General features: G+C 62.1%; 20 protein-coding genes. 7 read left to right on the forward strand and 13 right to left on the reverse strand.

Annotation, left to right across the window (positions count from 1 at the left end):
* Positions 1-299: 299 nt before the first annotated feature.
* From AB7I51_RS14865 to AB7I51_RS14880, 4 genes are read right to left on the reverse strand one after another with little or no spacing between them, the layout of a single operon-like run.
* Positions 300-503, reverse strand: coding sequence for a hypothetical protein (locus AB7I51_RS14865; RefSeq protein WP_428385635.1), 204 nt, complete (start codon positions 501-503; stop codon positions 300-302).
* A 48-nt stretch (positions 504-551) separates the two neighbouring features.
* Complete coding sequence (locus AB7I51_RS14870; RefSeq protein ID WP_428385637.1) at positions 552-1,736, reverse strand: ABC transporter permease; 1,185 nt, start codon at positions 1,734-1,736, stop codon at positions 552-554.
* On the reverse strand, positions 1,733-2,662 hold the full coding sequence (locus AB7I51_RS14875) for an ABC transporter ATP-binding protein (RefSeq protein WP_428385639.1): 930 nt from the start codon (positions 2,660-2,662) through the stop codon (positions 1,733-1,735). Before AB7I51_RS14875 ends, AB7I51_RS14870 begins: the two co-directional genes overlap by 4 nt.
* A complete protein-coding gene (locus AB7I51_RS14880) occupies positions 2,659-3,648 on the reverse strand; it encodes an HlyD family secretion protein (protein ID WP_428385641.1) in 990 nt (329 codons plus the stop codon). The genes AB7I51_RS14875 and AB7I51_RS14880 overlap by 4 nt, the downstream gene beginning before the upstream one ends.
* Positions 3,649-3,816: 168 nt before the next feature.
* Between AB7I51_RS14880 and AB7I51_RS14885 the strand changes: the two genes are divergently transcribed.
* Entirely contained in the window at positions 3,817-5,493 is a 1,677-nt protein-coding gene (locus AB7I51_RS14885; protein ID WP_428385643.1) for an electron transfer flavoprotein-ubiquinone oxidoreductase, read from the forward strand.
* Positions 5,494-5,576: 83 nt separating this feature from the next.
* Entirely contained in the window at positions 5,577-6,368 is a 792-nt protein-coding gene (locus tag AB7I51_RS14890; protein WP_428385645.1) for a YdcF family protein, read from the forward strand.
* A gap of 42 nt (positions 6,369-6,410) precedes the next feature.
* Here AB7I51_RS14890 and AB7I51_RS14895 read toward each other — a convergent pair whose 3' ends face one another.
* Entirely contained in the window at positions 6,411-7,193 is a 783-nt protein-coding gene (locus AB7I51_RS14895) for a LuxR C-terminal-related transcriptional regulator (protein WP_428385647.1), read from the reverse strand.
* Positions 7,194-8,002: 809 nt separating this feature from the next.
* On the opposite strand from AB7I51_RS14895, the gene AB7I51_RS14900 reads away from it, so the two are divergent.
* Positions 8,003-8,395 (forward strand): hypothetical protein, encoded by a 393-nt coding sequence (locus tag AB7I51_RS14900; protein ID WP_428385649.1) that lies wholly within the window; start codon positions 8,003-8,005, stop codon positions 8,393-8,395.
* A gap of 31 nt (positions 8,396-8,426) precedes the next feature.
* Here AB7I51_RS14900 and AB7I51_RS14905 read toward each other — a convergent pair whose 3' ends face one another.
* On the reverse strand, positions 8,427-9,290 hold the full coding sequence (locus AB7I51_RS14905; RefSeq protein WP_428405110.1) for a DUF3108 domain-containing protein: 864 nt from the start codon (positions 9,288-9,290) through the stop codon (positions 8,427-8,429).
* The gene (locus AB7I51_RS14910; protein ID WP_428385651.1) at positions 9,281-9,697 is read right to left on the reverse strand and encodes a hypothetical protein; all 417 of its coding nucleotides are present in this window, start codon (positions 9,695-9,697) and stop codon (positions 9,281-9,283) included. The genes AB7I51_RS14905 and AB7I51_RS14910 overlap by 10 nt, the downstream gene beginning before the upstream one ends.
* Before the next feature lie 96 nt (positions 9,698-9,793).
* Here AB7I51_RS14910 and sseA point away from each other — a divergent pair, with 96 nt between their 5' ends.
* The 3 genes from sseA (at position 9,794) to glnA (ending at position 12,707) form a co-directional block, all read left to right on the forward strand.
* Entirely contained in the window at positions 9,794-10,666 is an 873-nt protein-coding gene (sseA, locus tag AB7I51_RS14915; RefSeq protein WP_428385653.1) for a 3-mercaptopyruvate sulfurtransferase, read from the forward strand.
* A 182-nt stretch (positions 10,667-10,848) separates the two neighbouring features.
* Entirely contained in the window at positions 10,849-11,187 is a 339-nt protein-coding gene (locus AB7I51_RS14920) for a P-II family nitrogen regulator (RefSeq protein ID WP_292532821.1), read from the forward strand.
* A gap of 110 nt (positions 11,188-11,297) precedes the next feature.
* A complete protein-coding gene (glnA, locus tag AB7I51_RS14925) occupies positions 11,298-12,707 on the forward strand; it encodes a type I glutamate--ammonia ligase (RefSeq protein WP_428405109.1) in 1,410 nt (469 codons plus the stop codon).
* A 202-nt stretch (positions 12,708-12,909) separates the two neighbouring features.
* Here glnA and AB7I51_RS14930 read toward each other — a convergent pair whose 3' ends face one another.
* Complete coding sequence (locus AB7I51_RS14930; RefSeq protein WP_428405111.1) at positions 12,910-13,785, reverse strand: class I SAM-dependent methyltransferase; 876 nt, start codon at positions 13,783-13,785, stop codon at positions 12,910-12,912.
* 986 nt (positions 13,786-14,771) lie between these two features.
* Between AB7I51_RS14930 and AB7I51_RS14935 the strand changes: the two genes are divergently transcribed.
* A complete protein-coding gene (locus AB7I51_RS14935) occupies positions 14,772-15,125 on the forward strand; it encodes a polyhydroxyalkanoic acid system family protein (protein ID WP_428405108.1) in 354 nt (117 codons plus the stop codon).
* Here AB7I51_RS14935 and AB7I51_RS14940 read toward each other — a convergent pair.
* Genes AB7I51_RS14940 through AB7I51_RS14960 form a run of 5 tightly spaced genes read right to left on the reverse strand, consistent with a single transcriptional unit; the run spans position 15,100 to position 19,013 of the window.
* Complete coding sequence (locus AB7I51_RS14940) at positions 15,100-15,795, reverse strand: methyltransferase domain-containing protein (protein ID WP_428405107.1); 696 nt, start codon at positions 15,793-15,795, stop codon at positions 15,100-15,102. The genes AB7I51_RS14935 and AB7I51_RS14940 overlap by 26 nt on opposite strands.
* Before the next feature lie 38 nt (positions 15,796-15,833).
* Positions 15,834-16,757 (reverse strand): prephenate/arogenate dehydrogenase family protein, encoded by a 924-nt coding sequence (locus tag AB7I51_RS14945; protein WP_428405106.1) that lies wholly within the window; start codon positions 16,755-16,757, stop codon positions 15,834-15,836.
* Entirely contained in the window at positions 16,750-17,892 is a 1,143-nt protein-coding gene (gene hisC, locus AB7I51_RS14950; protein WP_428405105.1) for a histidinol-phosphate transaminase, read from the reverse strand. The genes AB7I51_RS14945 and hisC overlap by 8 nt, the downstream gene beginning before the upstream one ends.
* A 2-nt stretch (positions 17,893-17,894) precedes the next feature.
* Positions 17,895-18,773: a chorismate mutase gene (locus AB7I51_RS14955; RefSeq protein WP_428405104.1), complete on the reverse strand. Its 879-nt coding sequence runs from the start codon at positions 18,771-18,773 to the stop codon at positions 17,895-17,897.
* A gap of 51 nt (positions 18,774-18,824) precedes the next feature.
* Entirely contained in the window at positions 18,825-19,013 is a 189-nt protein-coding gene (locus AB7I51_RS14960) for a hypothetical protein (protein ID WP_428405103.1), read from the reverse strand.
* Positions 19,014-19,313: the final 300 nt, after the last annotated feature.

Consider the following 19,313-nt stretch of genomic DNA (forward strand, 5'->3'; position numbering starts at 1 on the left):
AGGCCTTCCCCGAGAGCACAGAATCACGACAGCGGCGCCGGATCAATTTGCAAGCAAACAGCATCCCGCGCAGCGAAAACCTGCGGAAACGATTACTTCCGCAGGTCTCAAAACTTCGTCACGTCAATGCCTTGCGAGTTCTTCACGGATGACTAGCCCAGCATTCATGAAATGGCCCTGGATTCCCGATCAGGCCTTCGGCCTGTCGGGAATGACACGACCCAAGCGAACGGATCAGCCGAAACCCGTATGATATGATTTCCGACGCGCAAAGCCGGTTCCATCGGCGCGTCCCCGCCCTACTTCTCGAGTTCCTTTTTCCGATCGATGCAGGAATCGATCTCCTTCTTGTCCAGCTCCCAGTAGGAGCCGCCGCAAAGCGCCTGATAGCGGCTGCTGACAAAAAAGGACCAGACGTAATAGCCGGTCAGCAACACAGCAGCGAGCGCGGCGACCTTCATGATCAAATTGAACCTTCGTTGCGGCTCTTCCGTGTCGGACATTTTCGTCTCCGCGCCAATGTTAGGACGCCAAAAAATCGGTCGTCACCGTCAGTCGAGCGTCTGTCGGAATCGCATCACCGCGACGCTCATCGCGACAAGCGTGAAAGCCGCGAGCGCGCCGGCGTCGACGGCAAGGTCGCCGAAGGTCGAGCCCTTCAGCATCACCGAACGCACGATGCGCAGATAATGGGTGAGCGGCAACGCCTCTCCGACATATTGTGCCCATTTCGGCATTCCGTAAAAAGGAAAAAGGAAGCCCGACAGAAGCATGCTCGGCAGAAAAAAGAAGAAGGTAAGTTGCATCGCCTGCAGCTGATTGACCGCGACCGTCGAGAACGAATAGCCGACCGATAGATTCGCGACGATGAAAAGCAGAGTCAGCGCGGTGAGGGTAAACAACGAGCCCACCACCGGCACTTGAAACAGCAGCGCGGCGAAGATCAGAATAGTCGCCATCTGCACCGCGCCCACAACCACATAGGGCGCGATCTTTCCGAGCATGATCTCAACCGGAAGTATGGGCATGGCGAGCAACGCCTCCATCGTTCCCCGCTCGATTTCGCGCGTCACCGACATCGCCGTATACATCAGCATCGTCATGGTCAAAATCGTCCCGATCAGTCCCGGCACGATATTGCGGCGCGTCTCGCCCGCCGGATTGTAGCGGCGGTGCACGCGAATTTCGTAAGGCGGCGCATTTTGCGTAAGCGAGGCCAGCGGTCCGATCAGCTCCCGGTCGAGCGCCTGATTTGCGGCGCCGAGCGCGGCGGCGATGGCGCCAGAGGTCGCGACCGGGTCGGACGCGTCGGCAATGAGCAGCAACGCCGGCTTTTCGCCGCGAACCAGCCGGCGAGAAAAATCGGGCGGAATTTGAATGACGAATTGCACCTTGTTCGAAAGGATCAATTCGTCGGCGTCCGCTTCGCCCCGGGCGACATATTTGATGTCGAAATAATCGGTCGCCTTCAAAGCGCCGATGAGCGCGCGCGCGATTGGACTGTCGTCGCTGGTCAGCACGGCCGTCGGCAAATGTTTGGGATCGGTGTTGATCGCATAGCCGAACAGCATCAGCTGAATGAGCGGAATGCCGACGATCATCGCAAAGGTCGGCCGGTCGCGGCGAAGCTGAATGAATTCCTTGATGAACATGGCGACGCAGCGCCGGAAGGACTGCGTCAGCGCGCCGCGCGCTGGACGCGAGGCGGCGCTCGGCCATCTTTGCGGCGCGCTCATCGTTCCGTTCCCGCGCGAGTCATCAAATCGATGAACACGTCTTCGAGCGTCGGCTCGTCGCGTTTCCAGCGATGCCCGCCTTCGGCGCCATAGCGGCGCGCCAGGCGCTCCATGGCGGCTTCATCACGCCCGCCGACATGCAGCGCCGCGCCAAAGCGCGCGACGATGTCGACGCCGGCCTGTTGTTTCAATTCGCTGGCGAGCGCATCGAGGTCCCCGCCGGTCACGACCCATGTCGAGAGATGCGCGCCGGCGACGATCTGCGAAATCGTCCCCGACGCTAAGAGCCGCCCGTTGGCGATATAAGCGATCTTATGGCAGCGCTCGGCTTCGTCCATGTAATGGGTCGAAACCAGCACCGTCAGTCCCTGCGTCGAGAGATGATGGATTTCATCCCAGAAATCGCGGCGCGCCTTGGGATCGACGCCGGCGGTCGGTTCGTCGAGAAGGAGCAGCGACGGGCTGGGAAGGATGCAGGCGCCGAGCGCCAGCCGCTGCTTCCAGCCGCCGGACAATTCGCCGGCAAGCTGATCGGCGCGCGTCTCAAGACCCAGTCGCTCGAGCGCCGCCTGAGCCGCGTCTTCGGGCGCTTCGAGATTATAGACCCGCGCGACGAATTCGAGATTTTCGCGAATGGTGAGGTCGCGATAGAGCGAAAAGCCCTGCGTCATGTAGCCGACGCAACGTTTGATCTCTTTCTGCTGGCGACGGATGTCGTAGCCAAGGCATGTGCCCTCGCCCGAATCGGGCGTCAGCAGACCGCAGAGCATGCGGATCGTCGTCGTCTTGCCGCTGCCGTTCGGGCCGAGAAATCCCTGAATGTCGCCGCGCGCCACCTGCAGCGAGAGATTGTCGACGACCTTTTTCGCGCCGAAGGATTTGGTCAGCCCGCGCGCTTCGATCGCGATCTCGCGTTCGAGGCTCATTGCGCGGACTCCGCCGGTTCCGGGGCGGGCGTCACGGCGACGGGCATGCCTAAAGGCACGGCGCGCGCCGCGCCATCGAGATGCGCCTCGACCTTGAAAACGAGCTTCGAGCGCTCCTGGTCGCTGAAGATGACGGGCGGCGTATATTCCTGTCGGCCGGCGATATAACTGACGCGTCCATAAAGATCGCCGGCGCAGCCGTCGCATGTAATGCGCACCCGCTCGCCAAGCGAAATTTTCGGCAGCTCCGGTTCGGAGACGTAAAAGCGAACTTTGCGGTTCTCCGGCGGCAGCAGCGCAATGACCGGCTGGCCGGCGTTGACGATCTCCCCGGGCCGGAAAAACACGTCCTGCACGACGCCATCGGCGGGCGCGACGACGCTTTGACGCTTGATGCGAATATTGAGCGCATCGAGCTGCGCGCGCGCCTGTTTCAAACTGGCTTCGGCGGCTTCGATCTCCTGCGTGCGGCTCGCCATGCGCGACGCCTCGACTTGCCGGCGCGCCTCCTTCACGCTCGCCTCATCGCGCGCTCTCGCCATCTCGGCGCGGTCGAGCGCCGCCTTGGCGACATGGCCTTCGGTAAAAAGCTTGCGCTGCCGTTCATAATCCGCGCGCGACAATTGCAGCGCCGCCTCGGCGCGCTCCAACGCCGCCTGCAGAACGGCGATCTGCTCCGGCCGATTCATCGCCGCCTGAAGATTTTCGACTTGCGCTTCAAGTTGCGCGATGCGCGCCGCCGCCTCGTCGCGGGCGCGATCGAGAAGCGTCGTCGACATGGCGAACAATGGATCGCCCTTCTTGACCACCGAGCCGGCGGCGACCGCAATGCTCGCGACTCTCTCGCTCTCATAGGGGCCAATGTAGAGGATGTCCCCCTCGACATAGCCCAGAAAGACGTGGTCAGGACTGGCCGGGCGATCGGCGACGATCCAGACGCCGAAAGCCAGGAGCGCTATCGCGATGAAGTATGGGAGACGCTTCATGGGGCGTAAATCGGATCGAGCATGATGTGATTATGCGCCTCTCCCGCCGCGCCCCGAACTTCTACCGGAAGCGGCTCAATCGAAGCCTTGCTCAAACGCGAAACTCCTTTTGCCGCAGCCCTCGCAAAAAGGCTAGAATGCCTCCAAGAAAGACAAAAGGGATTGAAAATGACTGAAGATACGGAGCTGCCGCCGCGCGAATCTATGGAATATGACGTGGTCGTGGTCGGCGCGGGGCCGGCCGGCCTCGCCGCGGCGATTCGCTTGAAGCAGATCGCGCTGGATCTTTCAGTCGTCGTCATCGAAAAGGGCTCCGAGCCCGGCGCGCATATATTGTCGGGCGCGGTGATCGATCCGATCGGCCTCGATCGTCTTCTGCCCGAGTGGCGCACGCGCGACGATTCTCCGCTGAAAACTCAGGTGCATGAAGATCATTTCCTGCTGCTGTCGGAAAAGGGCGGGTTTCGTATTCCCAATATGTTGATGCCGCGGCTGATGAACAACCATGGTAATTTCATCGGCTCGCTCGGCAATATCGTCCGCTTTCTCGCATCCGAAGCTGAAACCCTCGGCGTGGAAATCTATCCCGGCTTCGCCGGCGCCGAGGTCCTTTATGGCCAGAACGGGGAAGTCGTCGGCGTCGCGACGGGCGACATGGGCGTGGGCCGCGACGGCGAACCAAAGGACAGTTTCACCCGAGGCATGGAGCTTAGGGGCAAATATACGATTTTCGCCGAAGGGGCGCGCGGCTCGCTGACCAAGCAGCTGCTCGCGAAATACGATCTTTGCGCAAACAGTGAGCCGCAGAAATTCGGCATCGGCTTCAAGGAGCTTTGGCGCATTCAAAAGGAGAAGCACAAGGACGGGCTTGTGCAGCATTCCTTCGGCTGGCCGCTCGCCGCCGACACCGGCGGCGGCTCATTCCTCTATCATTTCGACGACGATCTTGTGTCGATCGGTTTCGTCGTACACCTCAACTATTCGAATCCGACCCTCTCGCCGTTCGATGAGTTTCAGCGCTTCAAGACGCATCCGCTGATCGCGCCGACGCTCGAAGGCGGCGAACGCCTGTCCTATGGCGCGCGCGCGCTGACCGAAGGCGGCTGGCAGAGCGTTCCGAAACTCGTCATGCCCGGCGGCGCGCTGGTCGGCTGCGCCGCCGGCTTCATGAATGTGCCGCGCATCAAGGGGTCGCACAACGCTATGCTTTCGGGGATTCTCTGCGCCGATCATGTCGCGGCGGCGATCGGCGACGGCCGCGCGCATGATGAAGTCGCTGCGTATGACGCCGCCTGGCGCGCCTCCGACATCGGCCGCGATCTGAAGCCGGTGCGCAACGTCAAGCCGCTCTGGTCCAAATACGGCACCTATGTCGGCGCGCCGCTCTTTGGCCTCGACATGTGGACGAATGAGCTGTTCGGTTTTTCCTTCTTCGGCACGCTCAAGCATGGCAAGGCTGACTATGAAACGCTGAAGCCGCTCTCGGAAGTCACGCCGATCGTCTACCCGAAACGCGCCAGCAATCTTGCGTTCGACAAGCTGTCATCGGTGTTCGTCTCCAACACCAATCACGAGGAGGATCAGCCGGTTCATTTGAAGCTCGCCGATCCGTCGATCCCCATCGAACGCAATCTTCCGGTCTATGGCGAGCCGGCCCGGCTCTATTGTCCGGCCGGCGTCTATGAAGTGGTCTATGCCGATGAAGAGACGCGCCGCGATCCGCGCTTCGTGATCAACGCGCAGAATTGCGTTCATTGCAAAACTTGCGACATCAAGGACCCGGCCCAAAATATCACCTGGGTTCCCCCGGAGGGCGGCGGCGGACCGAATTATCCGAATATGTGATCGAGCGGGCAAAGAAGGCGTTGCGCGAAGCGGCCAGAGACGCTGGTGCGCGCCACTGACGCGCCAAGGAATGACGTGAACCGATGTTCTTTACCGTCGCGAAGACCTTCGAGTTCTTTCTTTCGCCTGTCCCGTTTGCCATCTTCCTCGGCGTCTTCGGCGCAACGCTGCTGTTCACGCGATGGAAAATCTTGGGGCGCGCGCTCTCGAGCCTGAGCGCCTTCGCTTTGCTGCTGATGGCTTTCGGACCGATCGGCGGTCTGCTGGCGGGGCCGCTCGAAGCGCGCTTTCCGGCTCCGGCCGCCGATATGCCGCCGCCGGACGGCGTTATCGTTCTCGGTGGAACGGTCGACGAGCGATTGAGCGCCAAACGCGACCGGCCGACGCTGGTCGATGCGGCCGAGCGCCTGACGGCGCCAATCGCGCTCAAACGCAAATATCCGAACGCCCGTCTCGTCTTTGCCGGCGGCTCCGCCGCGCTGCGCGCGTCGCCCTACGCCGAGGCCGATATCGTCCAGCGCTTCTGGCGCGAGGTCGGACTCGATCAAAACGATATTCTGTACGAACGCCGGTCGCGCAACACCTATGAGAATGCGATGTTCGCACGCGAACTGCTTCATCCAACGCCCAAAGAGCGCTGGCTGCTCATCACCTCGGCGATGCACATGCCGCGCGCCGTCGGCGTGTTTCGCAAAGCGGGGTTCGACGTTATCGCCTATCCCGTCGACTACCGCACGAGCGGGGCCGCCTGGGTCGAATTTCCAGGCTCTCCGACGAAGGGCTTAGGCGTCGTTGATTTCGCCGCGCATGAATGGGCGGGGGTGGTCGTCTATTGGCTTGCCGGCAAGAGCGACGCGCTGTTTCCGGCGCCATGACCCGATCTGCATCTGGACGAGACCGCCCAGATGCAGCGTGATCTAGTCAGGGCGGCTGCGCCGTCCGCGCGACGAGCCCGCCGGCTCCATGCTGCGCCCGCCTCCGCCGCCGGGATAAGCGCCGTGCTTCATTTCCAAAAAGAGAGCGATGGCCTGCGCGCGATTGCGCACCTCGAGCTTTTCGAAAAGATTGCGCAAGTGGAATTTGATCGTGTTGATCGAGACCCCGAAATCCTTGGCGAGCTGACTGTTGGTGTGGCCTGAGCCGAGCGCCGACAGCAGGCTTCGCTCCCGCAAGGTGAGATTTTCCAGCGGGTCGCTGCGCATTTTGCGAATGTCGACGAAGGGAAACACCATGTCGCCGGCCGCCACCGCGGCAAGCACATCGAGAAGCCGCTCAGGCGGAGCGCGCTTCGAGACGAAGCCGGCGCCGCCAAGCTGGAGAGTCTCGGCCGGCGCCGCTGGATCGTTGGTGCCGCTATAGACGACGATTTTGGGCGCGGCGACCTGGCGCGACAACGCGCGCAGCACGTCGCGAGCGTGCAGGGTCGGCAATTGCCAGCCGATGACGGCGATGGTGAATTTTTGCTGACGCGCCGCCTCAAGGAATTCCTCGCCGTCCGTCAGCTTCGCCACAAGGTTGAAGCGGCGATCGTCGGACAGAAGCTTGTCGAGACCGGCAAGGATCAGCGGGCTCTTGTCGGCTACGGCGACGTCGATGCGCTCCGGCTCGGCCGTCGCCTGTGCGCCGTCGGCGCCGTTGGGCCGCGCCGCGCGGCCATCCTTATGGTCGTTTCCGCCCCTGATCGAAGAGGTAGGAGCCATCTAGCCTCCGCCGCCGCGTGACCGCAGCGCAAGTGTTCGATTGGCTAGGCGGCAAACTTGGACATAGATCAAGTTCTGGCCCAGCGGGTCGGCGCTGCCCACCCCTTAGAGGTAGGCAAATCACCATACCGCAGGCGCCGACGGATGCAAGCCTCTTCGGACGCCGGCGCCAATTCGGACGGGAAAGATGCCGGACAGGCGGAAGATCGGACAGGCAATAAAAACGGCGCGCTAGCCGAGCCAGCGCGCCGTGTTTGATGCTTCTTAAGAGCTGATCTTAGTCGCTGAACACCCAGCGGGCGGCGAAATAGGCGGCCGCGCCGATGACGATGATCGCGATCATGCCGACCGGAGTCGCTGCATAGCTCGTCAGTTCAAGAATAGCGCCCATAGTTTCCTCCTTCTGTCACACACTGCGGGTTTGCCACATGCCGAGATTCACGCTGCAATCCGCGATGCGGCATTGCGGCCGTTGTAGAATTGGTCAAGTGGATAGCATGGCTGACGCCGGCCCAATTCGGTCTCAGTTCAATATCGACCTCACTTAGGGAACGCGTCTGCATCGCTTATTCGGCCCTAGCCGCGCCCGGAGAGCCATAATGCTCGCAGCTCTCGGCCGCTGTTCCGAAATGCGGTCGTTTGGAAGTATTGCAGACGCACAGTCCTGTCAAGCGACCGTAATGGCCGCAGGTGTGTTGCATTGCCGCATCACCGTTGCACATTAACAGCTGAGTTTGCGCTTGCCGTGGCCTCGCCCCCAAGACTATCTATCGAGCGCGGCGCCCGTCCCTCTCGCGAGCAGATGTTCCATGTTCAGGTTCGTGATCATCGCTGTCGCTGTGGCGGCTGCCGGATTTTCAGCCTTTTATGCGTTCCGGCGCTCGCCCGTCTGTTCCGCCGACGGCAAATTTATGGCGACGCAGAACGAGTGCGAGGCATGGGGCTTCGCGCCGGACACATGCAAGCAGGCGATCGAAAAGGCGCGCATCGTCGTCGCGCGGGCGGCGCCGAAAAGCGAGACCATGTTTCAGTGCGAAGTGCGTTTCTCGGACTGCTTCCAGGCTCCGGACGGAGGCTTTTCGCCCCGACCCTCGTTCTGCCTGCGCCCAGGCGCGAACGCCGAGCCTCTTGAAGTCAGATATCTCGAATATGAATCCGATCGCAGGAACCGGAAGAAGACGAAGGAAGTCCGCGTCGACTGAAATCGGCGCAAGGAATTCAGCGTCAAGCGAGTCAGCGTCGGGAATCGGCGCGGCGCTGATTGATCTCGAACTCCGACGCGTCGATGACGAGTCTGCCGGCGGCGGTCCCGATCGCGATGTGGATCGGCACGACGACGCGGGCGTCGGGTAGCGGCGCAAGCCAGACGCTGATGTCGTGATTGTTCGCCATATAGCGGGTCGACGAACTGTCGGGACGATGGCCGGCGATCGGCGTATAGCGCGCCGAACATACGGTGACCGGGCCGGCATAACCCCTGGTTTGGGCCGTGTGATCGCCGGCGTAGGCGAGTTCCACGTCGAAGCGGGTGACGCCGTCGAACACTGAAATGGTTCGGTTGCACGCCGAGGGACCGGTGAGCCGCTCTCCCGGCGGCACCCTCATGATCAGCGCGCTGACCGGATCGACGATGTGACGCTTGGCGCTGTCCGTCACCGGGATGCGCGCCTCTGCGTCCCAGGGCATTGGCCTCACATCGACCGTGCGCACCGCGTTGCCGGCGAGCGACATACGAACCGTGCGCGTCTCGTCGCTGTTCGAGGTGGTGTTGGCGTAGCTCGCCGGCGACGGACCCGCGAGGGTCAGTCCGCCGCTGGCGCTGGCGGCGCCCCTGGCGTTATTGATCAGATTGGCAAGGCCGGTCGTCCGCATCGAGATTTCGACCCGATAAGTCTGCGGATCGACGACGCCCGACGCATAGGCGCTGCCGATCGAAAGCCCCATCAGGCTCAGCGCATAATGCGCTCTGAGAGTTTCAGCGCCGGCCGGCGCGCAAAGCGCGAAGCAAAGCGCTAAAGGCGTAGTGACGGCGGCGATGTCCCGGCCCAACGTTCTGAGGCGTTGCTGGCCCACGGCGGCGCAAAGGCTTAGGCCCATTCCTGCCAATGTCCGTCCTCGAAAATGCGCCATGCCCGCAATCCCGCTTTTGCGACAACGAGCCGTCCCGCCTTGGCCTCCGCGACAAGATGCTTGAATACGAGAGGATTGCGCCAGGAAAACGGCTTTTCCGGGTCGCAGACTGCAAGATATTCGTCGCTGTCCGGGTCATCCATCAGCAGGGCGCCGACGCGGTCGGGCCGCAGTTGTGAGGAGAAGCTGCGCTCGTCCTTCCATCGGCAATAATAGTCGCGGCACACCTGCGGGCGCGTTTCGTAGACGCCGCAACCGCCCGAGCGCGCGCAATGCTCGCAGAGCTTGCCGGCCGGCTTCTTGAATTCTTCGATTTCAAGAACCTTGCAGCAGAAGAAACAGGAGCCGCAGGCCTTGCCGGGAATGTCGAGCATGTTGGTCGAGCGCCGATGGCGAGAGAATCGAATCGGCGTATTGTGAACGCCAGCCGGCCGGATGCAAGCAGCGCCGGGCGACGAGCGAACGAAGCGATGACGCGCACTGTCGACCCTACCTCTCTTTTCGTCTCCGCCGAGTGGCTGGCGGACCATCTTGTCGACGCCGACCTCGTCGTCTTCGACGCCTCATGGCATATGCCGGCGGCCCGACGCGACGCGCGCGCCGAATTTCTTGCTGGACATATTCCCGGCGCGCAATTCTTCGATATCGACGCCGTCGCCGATCCTTCCGCCGACCTGCCCCATATGTTGCCCAAACCGGAAGTCTTCGGCGCGGAGATGCGCCGGCTGGGATTTGGCGACAACATGCGAGCCGTCGTCTATGACGCCGTTGGAATTTTCTCCGCGCCCCGCCTTTGGTGGACGCTCAAAGTGTTCGGCGTCGAAAAAGCTTCGATCCTCGCTGGCGGCCTTCCTGCTTGGAAGGCGGAAGGCCGACCGCTCGAACAAGGCGAGGCGCGTGAGAGAGCGCCCGCGCAGTTTACCCCCCGTATGGACGCGAGCCTCGTCGCCGACGCCGAGGCCGTGCGGCGCGCGCTCGATCACGGTGGACCGCAAGTAGTGGACGCGCGCGGCGCCGAGCGTTTCCACGGCTGGGCGCCGGAGCCGCGCCCCGGTCTGCGTTCCGGCCATATGCCGGGCGCGTTCAATCTTCCCTACGGCAATGTTCTCGACGGCGGCAGAATGAAGGAAAGCGCTGGTCTTGAGGCGGCGTTCGCCTCGGCGGGCGTCAATCCCGACGCGTCCGTCATCGCGACCTGCGGCTCCGGGCTCACCGCTTGCATCATCAGTCTCGCGCTTGCGGCGACCGGCCGTCCTTTGGCGACGGTCTATGACGGGTCCTGGTCGGAATGGGGCGCAAGGGAAGATTTGCCCGCGGTCGTCGACGATCGAGGTATCGCCTAATTATTATGCGTAACGCACTACTTCTACGCATATCGCACACAGATTGGGCGCCAAATCAGATTTGGCGCCGGAACTTTGGCCATGGCGCGACCAAGGCTGCAATGTTAGAAGCTCGGCGGCTCTTCAGCCGAGCCAAAGTCGCTAGCGGGGCCGGGGCTTAAGCTAAGCGCGCGGGGGATTTGATGAAAAAGGTCGAGGCGATCATCAAGCCGTTCAAGCTCGATGAGGTGAAGGAAGCTCTGCAAGCGGCTGGGCTCCAGGGCATCACCGTCACCGAAGCGAAGGGATTCGGTCGCCAGAAGGGTCATACGGAACTCTATCGCGGCGCGGAGTATGTCGTTGATTTTTTGCCGAAAGTTAAAATCGAGATTGTCCTTGCGGACGACGCCGTAGAACGCGCCGTCGAAGCCATACGCACAGCGGCCCAGACCGGCCGCATTGGCGATGGCAAGATTTTTGTTTCCAATATCGAAGGCGCGATCCGCATCCGCACCGGCGAGACCGGCGCGGACGCCATCTAGCACTGAGCCCCCGCCACATGAGCTTCTTCGCCAACATCTTCAAACGCTCCGCTGCGCCCAATACGAAATCGGCTAAACAGCAAGATCAGCAAAGAGAGGCATCGAACCAAATGACGACGGCCAAGGACGTACTCAAGCAGATCAAGGACAACGACGTTAAATACGTCGATTTCCGATTTACCGACCCGCGCGGCAAGTGGCAGCATGTTACGTTCGACGTTTCGATCGTCGATGAGGAGGCTTTGACCGACGGCATCATGTTCGACGGCTCGTCGATCGCCGGCTGGAAGGCGATCAATGAGTCGGACATGACGCTGGTGCCAGATTTGGCGTCCATCACCATCGATCCCTTCTTCGCAGCCTCGACGCTTTCGATCGTCTGCGACGTTATCGAGCCGACGACCGGCCAGCCCTATAACCGCGACCCCCGCGGCATCGCCAAAAAGGCGCTTGCCCATATGAAATCCGCCGGCGTCGGCGACACGGCCTATTTCGGCCCCGAGGCTGAATTCTTCGTGTTCGACGACGTGCGCTTTTCGGTCGAGCCTTACGACACCGGCTTCTCGCTCGACTCAACCGAATTGCCTTCGAACTCGGGCACGGCCTATGAGGGCGGAAATCTCGGCCATCGCGTGCGCACCAAGGGCGGTTACTTCCCGGTTCCGCCGGTCGACTCGGCGCAGGACATGCGCAGCGAGATGCTCGCCGCGATGGCGGCCATGGGCGCCAAGGTTGAGAAGCACCATCACGAAGTCGCCTCGGCGCAGCACGAACTCGGTCTGAAGTTCGAGACGCTCGTCACCATCGCGGACCATCTGCAAATCTACAAATATTGCATCCATCAGGTGGCGCATTCCTACGGAAAGTCGGCGACCTTCATGCCGAAGCCGGTCTATGGCGACAACGGCTCGGGCATGCATGTGCATCAGTCGATCTGGAAGGACGGCAAGCCGGTCTTCGCCGGCGACAAATACGCCGGCCTCTCTCAGGAGTGCCTGTGGTATATCGGCGGCATCATCAAGCACGCGAAGGCGTTGAACGCCTTCACCAACCCGTCGACCAACTCCTACAAGCGTCTGGTTCCAGGCTTCGAGGCGCCAGTGCTGCTCGCCTATTCGTCGCGTAACCGTTCGGCCTCCTGCCGCATTCCGTTCTCGACGAACCCCAAGGCGAAGCGCGTCGAAGTGCGCTTCCCCGATCCGACCGCCAATCCCTATCTCGCCTTCGCCGCGATGTTGATGGCCGGTCTTGACGGCATCGCCAACAAGATCGACCCCGGCGCGCCGTCGGACAAGGACCTTTACGATCTCCCGCCGGAAGAGCTGAAAGCGATCCCGACGGTCTGCGGCTCATTGCGCCAAGCGCTCGAAAGCCTCAAGGCCGATCACGCCTTCCTGACCGCCGGCGGCGTGTTCAGCGAAGACTTCATCGACTCTTATATCGACCTCAAGATGCAGGACGTGTATCGCTTCGAGATGACGCCGCATCCGGTCGAATTCGACATGTATTATTCCTACTGAGGAAAACGCGGCCTTTCTGGTCGATCGAACCCAAGCTGTCCGGGAGGCGATCCTTCGCCTCCCGGATTTTTTGTTGGGCAAGTTCCATTGGGCATATCGCGCGGCGTCAACCGTCGTGGCTACTACGTCAGCCGCGCAGGCCAACATGCGGCCGGGTCACGCTTAATGGAGCGCGGCTTCAATCGGCCATTCGATGAGGCGTTCAGGGCTCTAGCGTGACGAGCTTGCCGTCTTCGGTTTCGACATGGACATAGCGCGGTCCGAACGACCGATGGCGGCCGCTGGCGATCGTCACGAATTCGCAGAGCGGCAGTTCCGCCGCTTCTTCGGCAGGACGAGAAATATAAAGATCGGCGTGATACAGGCCTTCCGCCTCGAGGCCATGCGTGTCCTTGCCGAGCGCTGCGAGATTCTGCAGCGTATGTTCAAATTCGTCGCCGTTTCGAAAGCGCCGCTGGATAAATGTGGCGCCATCCAAATGTTCGGTGACGTATCCGTAGTCGCCAAGCGCCTGCGCGACGCCATCAAACGGAAACATGCGCAGCACGAAGGAAATCACCCATGGCCGGCGATTCATTTTCGCAAGCAGCTTGCGGAACGTCGCCTCGCCCAGATAGCCGATGCAACCTGTAGACAGAATGACATCGGCGCGGGAGACGATTCGCGCAGCATCCGACGTCAATTCATCTTCCTCCAGGTCGGCGACGATCCCGTCCTCGATCAGACCAACGCTTTTGGCGTAACGGATCGCGGACTCCGAGATGTCGAAGCCGATAAAACTCGCAAGCCCGCGGTCCGGCCAAGCCGCGAAAAAATTGGCGTCGAGCCGCAACAGATCGTCCGAAGACAATTCCACCAACTCCCGCCGGGCGTATCGGCGCCTCAGCGTATCGAAACTGAGCGGAAATCGATGCACCGCGGCATTGATGCCGTATGAGCAACCGACGTCGAGGACGATGGGCTTATTTCCGCCGGAAGCCTTTGCCGCGAGCACCTGCCGGATGACAGGCTCAGCGACGTCAGGGATCATGTAATCCAAGCCGCCCAAGACAGAATAGTACGACCTAGGGTCATCCATGGCATAGATTTCGTCGAAATTCGCCTTGGCCGTATTGATCTCTCCATAGTCGTCGAACACGATTCCAAGCCTCCTCTTATCGCCCGTTAGGCGCGACAACGCTGCTTTTCCGCGGCGTGTCACGCCGGCGCGTCGGGTTCATCATGAAAGATGAACGGCACCTTAACGATTTAGGACGAGGAATTCTATGATTTTTGACCCTTGCAACTTCAAATATCGGCGCAACTGTCATCGATCGAAGGGGAAATTGACGTAAAGCCGATCCGACCGGACAGCGGCGCAATCCGCTGCCCCGGCGCAACATCGCGCTATATGCAAGAAGGCGCAGGCTCAGGAATTGAACCTGTTGCCTCTCCCAACATAGAGAATTTACATGGGAAAATACCCTCTCGCGCTGGCCGTCAGCCTCTTAGCGGCGACGCTCGCCACCGCTGCTCCGCACGTTCACCGGCGACCGTCCAGCAAAATCGGAGGCTCAAAAGCGCGCGTCGTCCGGAATATGCCCGCCGCTGCGGCGAATCCTTCCGTTCCCTGGTCCTTCGAAGAAGCGCGGTCGCCGCTGACTCAGCCGAAAGCGCCAGACGTGGCGTCAAGCGTGAGAACCTTCTCTGGCGCCCAAGTCAACGCCATCCCTTTCGCGCAGCCGGCGCAGGCGCTTGAAATCGTTCCTGGCTTAATTGTGGGGAATTGAGATTAAAAGCGATTGCCTATCGGAATGACCCGCCAACATCTTAAGACCGATCGCTTGGCGTCAGGGACTTTGAGCATGCATATGACGAGCCTTTCGCCGGGAAACGCCCGGCGAAAGGCTCGTTAATAAACCATCATACCTTGTTCGACGCCGACGATGTCCACGCTTGGGCGCTAGGGCCGAATTTGACAACGTAACCGAAACGGGCCCCAACGTTCGGAGATCATCGGTCGGCTTCAGCCGCGTCATTTAATTAGGCGTTCGGACGCCTACATTGGGGCCAGTGGAGAAAACCATGCCGAACGCCATCACTGTCACCGTGCCGCATAATCTCGGCGTCGAAGCGGCCAAAGCCCGCGTCGCCGAACAGCTGACGAAAATGCAGCGCGACTATGTCAACATGGTCGCGCATTCGGAAGTCACATGGGCGGGCGATGTCGCGACAGTCCGCGTCTCGGCGCTCGGTCAGTCAGTGACGGCGCAGGTCGCTGTGCTGAACGATCTGCTGCGCGTCGACATTCAGTTACCGTGGCTGCTCGCCGCGCTTTCCGGCACGGTGCAGCAGATCATCTCGCGCAACGCCGACGAGGCCTTGCGCATCGGCCACGCGTCGAAAGACGATCCTACCGCCGCGCGTAAAACACCGTGAAGCGATGGCGCTTCCAGCCAATGTCGGCATAGCGGAACCCCGCGTCTTTCAACCAGGCGATCTGGTCGACGAAAGTCGCGCTGCAATCGAGTGCCGCGCGCTTTTTCGCCGCCGCGAAATCCTCTGCGGAAATTTCCGAACGACGCACGTCCGCTTCCCAGCGGCGCTGATAGGCGTCCTCGATTTCGCTCGTCGCGCCAAGCGACTGGTCAGCGTTGATGAAGACGCCGCCGGGCCGCAACGCGTCGTAAATCCGCTGGAAGCGGCGGCGTTTCGCCTCATGATCGAGATGATGAATGGAAAGCGACGAGACGACGGCGTCGAGCGGCCCGGAAAGCGGCGCGGTCGCATAGTCGGCGGCGAACAGATGCACGCGCGCGCCATAAATCGCCAGACGTTCGCGCGCCGCATCGAGCATTTTCGGCGCGAAATCGACGCCTTCGACCTGCGCGCCGGGAAAGCGCTTGAGAATCATTTCCGACAATAGGCCGGTGCCGACGCCAAGGTCGACGCATCGAAATTCATCCGCGCCGACGGCCTCTTCGAGAAGGTCGAGCGCGGTCCCGTAGAAGGCGTCAAAATGCGGAATGAGCTGGCGTCGCAACCCGTCATAGCCGGGAACGGCGCTTTCGAAAGCGTCGCGCAGCGCGTCGCGATCCGGTTCGGTCATCTGTGAGCCCTGCATTGGCCCCGCCAAGCGAGACGGGCTCAACGCCCTTGCCCGCGCCTGCCGAAATCCGCCGCGGCGGTGTCCTGGCCCTGTTCAACGATCGAGCGGCGGATTTCGCGCGTGCGCGCGAAAAATTCCTCCAGCCCCTGCCCGTCGCCGCGCCTGATCATCCGCTGCAGCGCGCTTAAATCCTCATTGAACCGCCCGAGCATCTGCAGGACGGCGTCCTTGTTGGCGAGAAAAATATCGCGCCACATGATCGGGTCCGACGCGGCAATGCGGGTGAAATCGCGAAAGCCGGAGGCCGAGAATTTGATCACTTCCGAGCGCGTTTCGTCGCCGAAATCATCGGCCGTGCCGACGATATTGTAGGCGATGAGATGCGGCAGATGGCTGGTGAGCGCGAGCACCGCGTCATGATGCGAAACGCTCATCGTCTCGACATTCGCGCCCAAGCGCATCCAGAACTGCGTGAGACGCGCGAGGGCCGCGGCGTCGGCGTTCTCGGGCGGCGTAAGAATGCACCAGCGGTTTTGAAAGAGCGTGGCGAAGCCCGCGTCGGGACCAGAAAACTCCGTGCCGGCGATCGGATGAGCGGGGATGAAGCGCGCAGGTTCGGGAAGATGCGGCGCCATTTGCGCAACGACCGCGCCCTTCACCGAGCCAACGTCGGAAACGACGGCGCCGTCTTCAAGATGCGGCGCGATGGCTCGCGCGACCTCGCCGCAGGAGCCGACGGGCGTGCAAACGATGACGAGATCGGCGCCGGCGACGGCCTGCGCGTAGTCCTGCGTCACAATGTCAGCAAGGCCGAGCTCGCTGGCGCGTTCGACGACCTGCGGCGATGAATCGACCACGGCGATGCGCCGCGCCGCGCCGAACTGGCGCGCGGCATGCGCAATCGACGAGCCGATGAGCCCGACCCCGATCAGCGCCAGACGTTCGCAAGTGGCGTCAGCCATGCGCGTCTGCTTGCGCGTCTTGTTGTGCGCCCTGCTGCGATCGCGCGCTCTGCATGAATTCGGCGAGCGCTTCGACGACGCGCTCATTGGCGTCTTGCGCGCCAACGGTAAGCCTTAAAAATTGCGGCATGCCATAAGGGGCGATGGCGCGCAGCACCAGCCCGCGCGAGGTGAGAAAACGGTCGGCGTCGGCGGCCGTCGATCCCGGCGTTTCCGGAAAGCGGATGGCGATGAAATTCGCGACGCTCGGCAGAACCTCAAGGCCAAGCGCCGTTATTTCCCTTATAAGCCACGGCAGCCAGTGCGCATTATGCGCGACAGCAGCGTCGAGATGCGCGCGATCCGACAGCGCAGCGATCGCCGCGGCCGAACCCGCGCTTGAAACGTTGAAAGGCGAGCGGATTCGATTCAGCGTCTCGATCACACGCGCGGGTCCATACGCCCATCCGACGCGCAGACCGGCAAGTCCGTAGATTTTCGAGAAGGTGCGGGTCATCACGACATTTTCATGCGCATCGACAAGCGCGACGCCCGCTTCGTAATCCTCGCGCTGAACATATTCGGCATAGGCCGCGTCGAGCACGAGCACCACATGCAAAGGCAGCGAACGCGCCAGCCGCGCAACCTCGCTCGCGGGCAAAATCGTTCCGGTCGGATTGTTCGGATTGGCGAGAAAAACGATTTTCGTTCTCTCGCTCACGCGGTCGAGCAGCGCGTCGACATCCGCTGTGTAATTCGTCTCGGGCGCGACGACGGGCGTTCCCCCGGCGGCGAGCGTGACGATTTTATATTCCAGAAACCCGTATTGGCTGTAGACGCCCTCGTCCCCCGGACCGACATAAGCGAGCGCAAGCAGCTCCAAAATGTCGTCAGAGCCGGCGCCGGCGATGATCCGATCGGGGTTGAGCCCATAGCGCACGCCGATCGCTTCGCGCAGGGCGCGCGACGAACCTTCGGGATAGAGCGCAATTTGGTCGGCCATGTCGCGGACCGCTTCGACCGCGCGCGGCGACGGCCCAAGCGGCGTCTCATTGGCCGACAATTTGTACACGCGCGCCGCCCCCGGCGCGGCGCCGCTGCCGGGAACATAAGCGTTGATCGCGAGAACGTTCGGGCGGGGAGTTGGACGAGTCATGATCAACCACCGGGCGCGAAAACGCCGCTGCGGGCGTCATTGAGCTGGAAACGCATGGCGTGGCTGCCAATCACGTCGACGCGCGCGCCTTCGACCCCGGCGCCGGCCATCGCTCTGGCGAACGATTGGGCGCCGGCGTCGCCTGCCGCGGCGACGAGCAGCGCCAGACCTTCAGGATGCGGCGCGCTCGCCAGAATTTCGCCGCCGAGCGTCTGGAAAGCCGCCGGCAACGCGTGGGTCCAGCGCGCGAGCCCGACCGCATAAAGCGTGACGCCCTGAGCGATCGCGTCGGGCGCGAGCCGGGCCACGACAAATACCGGCAGCCCGGCGGGATGGTTGGGCCGCTCGACGAAAGGCAGGCGCGCGATGATTTTCGGCGCATCCTCGCCGACGAGGCGCATCCACCACGCGCCGTCGGCGAGGCCGCCGGTCGCGCGCAATATCCCCAAATCGCCGGGCGAGGCGGCGACCGCCTCGATCACCGCGCCGGCGCCGTGATGCGCGATATAGGGCACGGTGAAGCCGAAATGGAAACGCGCCGAGTCGCGGATTTGCGCGTCGCCGCCAGAATCATCCGCGTGCACTGAATAATTCGCCTGCACATAGGTGAAGGTCGAGACGATGACCCGCCACACGCCTTCGACGGCGTCGAGCGGCAAGGTCCCCTCGTGACGTTCGACCAGCGCCCGCATCATCTGCGCCTCGCGGTCCGGCCGAAAAGCGCAGCCGCCGCCTTGCGCGCGCTTCGCGGCGATCAGCCGGTCAATGATCTCGCCGCGCTGCATCAACAGCCGGTGCATATCGCGATCGATGCGGTCGATCTCGCCGCGCAGTTCGGCGAGCGTATCGGCGGCGGGCTTGAGCAAAGGCGCATTCGGCATGGCGCTCTCTCTTAGGCCAGCAGCGGGCGGGAGGCAACGAAAGGCGGAGGCTCACACCACGTGAAAGAGCAGCGCGAGCGCCCGGCTTACGCGAAACAGCAGCGCGTCGTCAGCCTCTCCGATCACGCCGCCAAGTTTTGCTGTTGGCGCGACCGTGAGCTTATCGATCGCAATCTGCGACAATTCTGCAAGCCCGTTGCGCGCGGAAGAGCTGGACAGCCAGGCGAAACAAGTCCGCATCGTCCTTCAGCGTCGCAGTCAAGGGAGAGACCGCGACGCTGCGGGGCAAGGCGGGCTTGGCGGGATTGGCGCGCTCTGGCGTCCGAGGCGCGACAGGTTCCGGTTCGCCCTAACATGTTACATTGCGCCGATAGCGAACTCACTGGAAACGAAAGGTCGGGTAGCGTCTCAGCTTGATGGAGTGGATGCCCCCTCCTGACGGCATCGCGATGTGCCAAGGTGGCGATGTTTTCGCATCCCACGGAATGGGGAGGGCATCCATGGAAGAGGTTAACATCATCGGTCTTGACCTTGCAAAGC

Origin of the sequence: Methylocystis sp. (genome assembly GCF_050246715.1) — a bacterium.
GTDB lineage: Bacteria > Pseudomonadota > Alphaproteobacteria > Rhizobiales > Beijerinckiaceae > Methylocystis.

Coding starts and splice junctions, on each gene's coding strand:
- AB7I51_RS14875 (WP_428385639.1), bottom strand. CDS start 2,662: ATGAGCCTCGAACGCGAGATCGCGATCGAAGCGCGCGGGCTGACCAAA.
- AB7I51_RS14890 (WP_428385645.1), top strand. CDS start 5,577: ATGTTCTTTACCGTCGCGAAGACCTTCGAGTTCTTTCTTTCGCCTGTC.
- AB7I51_RS14940 (WP_428405107.1), bottom strand. CDS start 15,795: ATGACCGAACCGGATCGCGACGCGCTGCGCGACGCTTTCGAAAGCGCC.
- AB7I51_RS14900 (WP_428385649.1), top strand. CDS start 8,003: ATGTTCAGGTTCGTGATCATCGCTGTCGCTGTGGCGGCTGCCGGATTT.
- AB7I51_RS14895 (WP_428385647.1), bottom strand. CDS start 7,193: ATGGCTCCTACCTCTTCGATCAGGGGCGGAAACGACCATAAGGATGGC.
- glnA (WP_428405109.1), top strand. CDS start 11,298: ATGACGACGGCCAAGGACGTACTCAAGCAGATCAAGGACAACGACGTT.
- sseA (WP_428385653.1), top strand. CDS start 9,794: ATGACGCGCACTGTCGACCCTACCTCTCTTTTCGTCTCCGCCGAGTGG.
- AB7I51_RS14960 (WP_428405103.1), bottom strand. CDS start 19,013: ATGCGGACTTGTTTCGCCTGGCTGTCCAGCTCTTCCGCGCGCAACGGG.
- AB7I51_RS14905 (WP_428405110.1), bottom strand. CDS start 9,290: ATGGGCCTAAGCCTTTGCGCCGCCGTGGGCCAGCAACGCCTCAGAACG.
- AB7I51_RS14880 (WP_428385641.1), bottom strand. CDS start 3,648: ATGAAGCGTCTCCCATACTTCATCGCGATAGCGCTCCTGGCTTTCGGC.
- AB7I51_RS14945 (WP_428405106.1), bottom strand. CDS start 16,757: ATGGCTGACGCCACTTGCGAACGTCTGGCGCTGATCGGGGTCGGGCTC.
- AB7I51_RS14920 (WP_292532821.1), top strand. CDS start 10,849: ATGAAAAAGGTCGAGGCGATCATCAAGCCGTTCAAGCTCGATGAGGTG.
- AB7I51_RS14870 (WP_428385637.1), bottom strand. CDS start 1,736: ATGAGCGCGCCGCAAAGATGGCCGAGCGCCGCCTCGCGTCCAGCGCGC.
- AB7I51_RS14910 (WP_428385651.1), bottom strand. CDS start 9,697: ATGCTCGACATTCCCGGCAAGGCCTGCGGCTCCTGTTTCTTCTGCTGC.
- AB7I51_RS14930 (WP_428405111.1), bottom strand. CDS start 13,785: ATGGATGACCCTAGGTCGTACTATTCTGTCTTGGGCGGCTTGGATTAC.
- AB7I51_RS14955 (WP_428405104.1), bottom strand. CDS start 18,773: ATGCCGAATGCGCCTTTGCTCAAGCCCGCCGCCGATACGCTCGCCGAA.
- AB7I51_RS14885 (WP_428385643.1), top strand. CDS start 3,817: ATGACTGAAGATACGGAGCTGCCGCCGCGCGAATCTATGGAATATGAC.
- AB7I51_RS14865 (WP_428385635.1), bottom strand. CDS start 503: ATGTCCGACACGGAAGAGCCGCAACGAAGGTTCAATTTGATCATGAAG.
- hisC (WP_428405105.1), bottom strand. CDS start 17,892: ATGACTCGTCCAACTCCCCGCCCGAACGTTCTCGCGATCAACGCTTAT.
- AB7I51_RS14935 (WP_428405108.1), top strand. CDS start 14,772: ATGCCGAACGCCATCACTGTCACCGTGCCGCATAATCTCGGCGTCGAA.